We start from the raw sequence: 4,978 nt of genomic DNA on the forward strand, positions 1-4,978 counted from the left end.
GTATTGATGTCATTATTATCACTCGACTTCAATAAGGTTTTATTACTCTGTAAGATTTGATTAGTTAGGGCATCTGGCAAGATATCTTCGACCCCATAACCAGTACTAATTCGCACGTTGTTTTGTCCATTATTTTGAGCAAATAAGATTAAAACCCCGTTATCCAATCCCTTTTTACCAAATTTCCAACGACTATTTTCTAGTAACTGATCTGCGAAATCATCGATTGAATAATTCCCAGTTGATTTAACAGTCATCACCACAATCTGTGGTTTGGTCTCAGTTTGTTGATATTTTTTCTCTTGATTAATCACTAATTGCTTAGTGCTATCAGTCAAAATATTCGCATAATCGTCGACCACATACTCTTTAGTTGGTGTTGGATTAGTACTTTGTGCATGACTATCAATTGAATTTGGACTCATTACTATCAACAGCAATGGTACCGCCAATATGACTAGCCATTTTAACTTTTTCAACGTATCTCCTCACCCCCATGATTTGATTAGCTACCATACTACAGAAAAGCCGTTTAATAGTAAAGTTTTTTTATTTTGCAAAATTGATTATAATATAGATATTCTATAAAATGACAGGAGTATCACAATGGATTCAATTGACTTAGGAAAAGACAATGCCCAACAGCTAAATAAATTCATTGAATTAGCTGCCAAATGCATTGATCAAGATCGCAAAGACGATGCGATTTCACTACTTAGCTCGGCGATTTCTTTATACCCTGCTAATGCAATTACTCAAGAAGAATTAAATCAAACCGTTCCAACTAGATCAGAAGTCCTAACTAAATTAGGAATTATCTTCTCTGACTCTGGAACTAACTTAGACCCTATCGCGGTGCATTTATTCCAACAAGCATTGGTTTACGATGACAACTTTGTTCCCGCGAACTTCTATTTAGGAAAACTCCTAATGAAAAACGGTAACATCGCTCAAGCGCTTAAGTTAATGCAAGAGGCATTAGACAATAGTGTTGAAGGCGATCGTTTCTATCAATCTGCTAAGGATGCACTTGATGAAATGAGTGAATTAGTCGATCATGGTGACACTATTTTTGCGATTGACTACTTAATCGGTCAATCGATGTCACATGCGATTATCGATAGTCCAATTGGGACTTTCAAGAAGCTGGACTTTGATAAAATCGAAAACAAATACGACGGTAGTGTTCAATTGTTCCCAACAGATGCTACCACTAAAAAATTAAACCAAATTCGTGAATTTAACTCCAATCACGGCTTTGAACAAACTAGTTTGGAAGAGTTTTTACCTGCCAACTTACCTTTATTCGAAGCGCATAATGACTTACCTACCTATATTGAAGATAAATATACGTTAGTCGATATGGGAGCTGAAATTTATGACGTTTGTGGGTTTAATGTTGAACCACAATTAACATTTATATTCTACAAACTAATTAACACCGAAACTAACACCTACTCATACCTATTATTAGCTGGTAAGAGTCCACTTGAACTTAAGGATAAGCAATTGTCTCGCAACGAAGAAATCGATTATGACGGTGCTATTTTTGACATTTATAAGAACCGGATTTTATATAACCAAGATTCAATTAGTGGATTTATTGCTGCATTGGCGAAAGATTACTTCGGTGATCAATTTAACGATGATAGCATCCAAAGCTTAGTCATTAATGGTATTAATGATGAGTCGTTTAAGAACGACCTAGAATTTACCGATGATTTTAATATCAATAATTCCCGTGTCAAAGTGTTAGTCGATACTAACATCAAGGCATAAAAAAAGAAGTTACCAAATGGTAACTTCTTTTTGATATTAAGCTTCGACCTTGTCAGCGTAAGCTTGTTCTTCTTGCATTAAACGTTTCTTTTCACGTTCGTTGAACCATGGTGAGATGGTAAATGCTAACACATCATTAGCAATGTAAATTGCGGAGTTAACGAACATAGCTAGAGTAGCTGATCCTTGTCTGAAAGTGATGAACCAAAGGATTAATTGAGCCACACCAGATGCTAACCACCAGAAGTATTGGTTGTTGTAGCGTAGGAAACAGATGATTCCAGCAGTTAAACAAACAGCAAAACTAAAGGCATCGTAGAATGGACGAGGTTCATTTGTTAGTGCTTGAATTGCGAAACCAGAACCGATGTAAACAACGAAGGTGAATAGAATTGAGATAATCCAACTCTTAACATTGAATTTTCTAATCTTAGAAACCATATTTACGTTCCAGTTTTTACTCATTAAAACAGGAATATCTAAAGTAATAACGTAAGCAATTTGTTCTCCGATACTTAGGAAGTTCTTAGCTGAGAAACCGACAACGATAAAGCAAAGCGCTGATAAAATACCTAATACACCGTTAACTGACTTAGCAGCATTGATTGCTAACACACATAGAACCCCTAAAGTAGTTCCGATGAAAGTTAGAATTGATAACCATGTAATTGGTGCGTTTACCAAAGTCATTACTTGGCAACCTAAACTGAAAAAGAATAAGTAGTAGTTTTGTTGTGGCCAACCCTTTAGTTGGTGAGCCAAAAATTTAAAATATGCTGACACAGTGAAAATCCCCTTATTATGATATTTTTGCTTTCAAGCACATATTTTTCCGGAAAATTATGTAAATACACACTATATGTAGTGGGCTTGTAAAAAACAACACTATATATTCTACCACCCTAGCATATTTTTTCAATCCCATTTTATCTACTTAACATTTTCTAATTCGAATAAATTCCACTATTTACGCTGAATTAATTCAGCTAAAATTTTTTTGAAATCTTTTTTTATTAATTTTTTATCACGAAAATTTCGCTATTTTTTTACTTAACCACACAGAAAAAACGACCCCCAAAAAGAAGATCGTTTCCTAATAAGAATCTTTCTTACCGTCTGGACCAATCACAAGTGAACCGGCGAAAACTCCAATAAAAATAATACAGCTAACACCTAACAACGCATCATTGAACAGATGCAAGGTGATAAAGAAACCAATCGCAGTTAAAATGAAAAACAGTATTGATTCGAAAAAAGAATTATGTGATTGTTTTTCAACATGAAATAAGTATGTAAATAGTCGATTTGAGCGATTGAATAATACGACTAAAAAATAAGAAACTAGGAGAAATAATCCTGATACAATCCAATTAATATTGAGCGTTTTACATATGAACATTGTAATTGTTAATGGTAGCCACAATACTAATATCTCTGCCAAAAAGTATCGCCAATCAATTCTCATTATATCTCCACCTCGGTAATAACTTAGTTATTATTGTATCATCTAAATAGCTATCTCGGTAGCCTTATAAATAAAAAAGCAATATCTGTATAGATATTGCTTTTAGTGATAATAATAGTATCCAATTATGGAAATGCCGACTGCATTGATGACGATATGCATGATTATCGACGCTTTAATATTTTTAGTTTGATTATATAGCCATGCCATCCAAAAACCATATTGTGCAAAGAAAACAAATGAAAAAATATTTTGATACCTCATATGGAATAATCCGTATAAAATGGCGGAAACAATTTCGCCTGCCCATTTTAATTTAGTAGGAAAGGCCACATCTAATAAATACGCTCTAAAAACAAGTTCTTCAATTATAGGTGATAGAAATACATAACCTATTATAAGTAATACCAATGACCAGGAATTATTGTACAGGTACTTAGGAAAATGAGTTGCTTGTATACTAAATCTATTTTGAAGAAAAATATCAGACATAAAAATATATGCTTGAGCTATCAAAAACGCTATTACAGTTGCAAATGCAGTAGTTTGGTATCCAGATAAATTCAATCGTTTTAATAGTGGTCCTATCCCGTAATTCTTATATGCATATATTGCAAAATTCATCATAATAAAATATGCCCCAAAGAACTCAATTGTTAATGTTACATTTTCAATAACTTTGTTATTAACTGAGATATATTGAACCGGAATAAACTGAATTGAACTAGCAACCATACAGACAAGGCATAATGCAATGAACCCTCTTTTTAAAAGGTGATCAGAGCTCCAATAGTCACTGTCTCTCAACGTTCATCCTTCTTTCTAGGAAACATCAATGTAAAACTATATTTTTAATTATTATTTTTACCTAATTACTTTGAGAATTATACCATCTATGGGATAAATTAATTCTTAAGTTTTGGTAAAATTTTATTGTTTGCAAATCGATAGTTAACAATTAAGTAGGCAATAATAGCATAAATAATAATCCAAATTCCTAAAGCAATCATTTGAACGCCACTTACTTGTGAGTAATTCGTCACTTGAAATCCTTTTGGTAGTGTTACAACATAGTCATATATAAAGTGCAATAAAATTGGAACGATAATACTTCCAGAACGAACATAGACAGCCCCTAGAATTAATCCAAAACCAGCAACAGAAATCACCTGCATAGTGGTGAATGAGAAAGATTGATTAGATAAATTAATGTAATGGTATGCGCCAAAAAGAATTGCACTAATCACTACTGACAAGTTCACACGAAATGCTGTAGTTTTCACACGAGTTAGAATCATTAGGACTACCCCTAAAATAACCCCTCTAAACATGAATTCTTCTGGGAACGCTGCAATAATTCCAGTATCTAAGGCGCTCCAAAAATGAGGAGTTCTAATGGTGGAAACTACAATACCAAAACAAACCACCGCAAATACAATCCAACCACTAGACTTTTTACTGGGTTGCCAGAAAAACTTTTGCTTAAAGAAATAGTAATTTAGCAACACGATTGTAAGCACTGAGAAAGCCTTGAAAAGGTTTAAAATCAGAATATAGTGGGTAGAAGGATTAATTGATAATAGTTTGAAAACAAATCGACATACGCGACCAAATACAATTTGATCAATCGCGAATTCGGCAATCATAAATAATGGAATTAAAATCCATTGCCAATTATTTTTTAATTTTTGACTTAACATATTGAGTCACATCCTAATTTATTAATACGTTAAT

Annotated in this window: 6 protein-coding genes; 1 reads left to right on the top strand and 5 read right to left on the bottom strand. The window is 33.3% G+C overall.

Going from position 1 to position 4,978, the window contains the following annotated elements:
- Window positions 1–479 (bottom strand): TPM domain-containing protein (locus tag M3005_RS05540; protein ID WP_293794435.1); only part of this gene is annotated, 479 nt, incomplete at its 3' end.
- Window positions 480–606: 127 nt separating this feature from the next.
- Here M3005_RS05540 and M3005_RS05545 point away from each other — a divergent pair.
- Window positions 607–1,779: a tetratricopeptide repeat protein gene (locus M3005_RS05545; protein ID WP_293794436.1), complete on the top strand. Its 1,173-nt coding sequence runs from the start codon at window positions 607–609 to the stop codon at window positions 1,777–1,779.
- Window positions 1,780–1,815: 36 nt separating this feature from the next.
- On the opposite strand, the gene pnuC is transcribed toward M3005_RS05545, so the two are convergent.
- The 4 genes from pnuC to M3005_RS05565 form a co-directional block, all read right to left on the bottom strand.
- Complete coding sequence (gene pnuC / locus M3005_RS05550; RefSeq protein WP_293794438.1) at window positions 1,816–2,562, bottom strand: nicotinamide riboside transporter PnuC; 747 nt, start codon at window positions 2,560–2,562, stop codon at window positions 1,816–1,818.
- A gap of 310 nt (window positions 2,563–2,872) precedes the next feature.
- The gene (locus tag M3005_RS05555; RefSeq protein WP_293794439.1) at window positions 2,873–3,244 is read right to left on the bottom strand and encodes a hypothetical protein; all 372 of its coding nucleotides are present in this window, start codon (window positions 3,242–3,244) and stop codon (window positions 2,873–2,875) included.
- 102 nt (window positions 3,245–3,346) lie between these two features.
- Window positions 3,347–4,051 carry a CPBP family intramembrane glutamic endopeptidase gene (locus M3005_RS05560; RefSeq protein ID WP_293794440.1) on the bottom strand — a complete coding sequence of 235 codons (705 nt, stop codon included), beginning with the start codon at window positions 4,049–4,051 and terminating at the stop codon, window positions 3,347–3,349.
- Between the two features lie 98 nt (window positions 4,052–4,149).
- Window positions 4,150–4,944, bottom strand: coding sequence for a CPBP family intramembrane glutamic endopeptidase (locus tag M3005_RS05565; protein ID WP_293794441.1), 795 nt, complete (start codon window positions 4,942–4,944; stop codon window positions 4,150–4,152).
- Window positions 4,945–4,978 lie beyond the last annotated feature (34 nt).

The organism is Apilactobacillus sp. (assembly GCF_025290035.1).
In the GTDB taxonomy this organism is placed as follows: domain Bacteria; phylum Bacillota; class Bacilli; order Lactobacillales; family Lactobacillaceae; genus Apilactobacillus.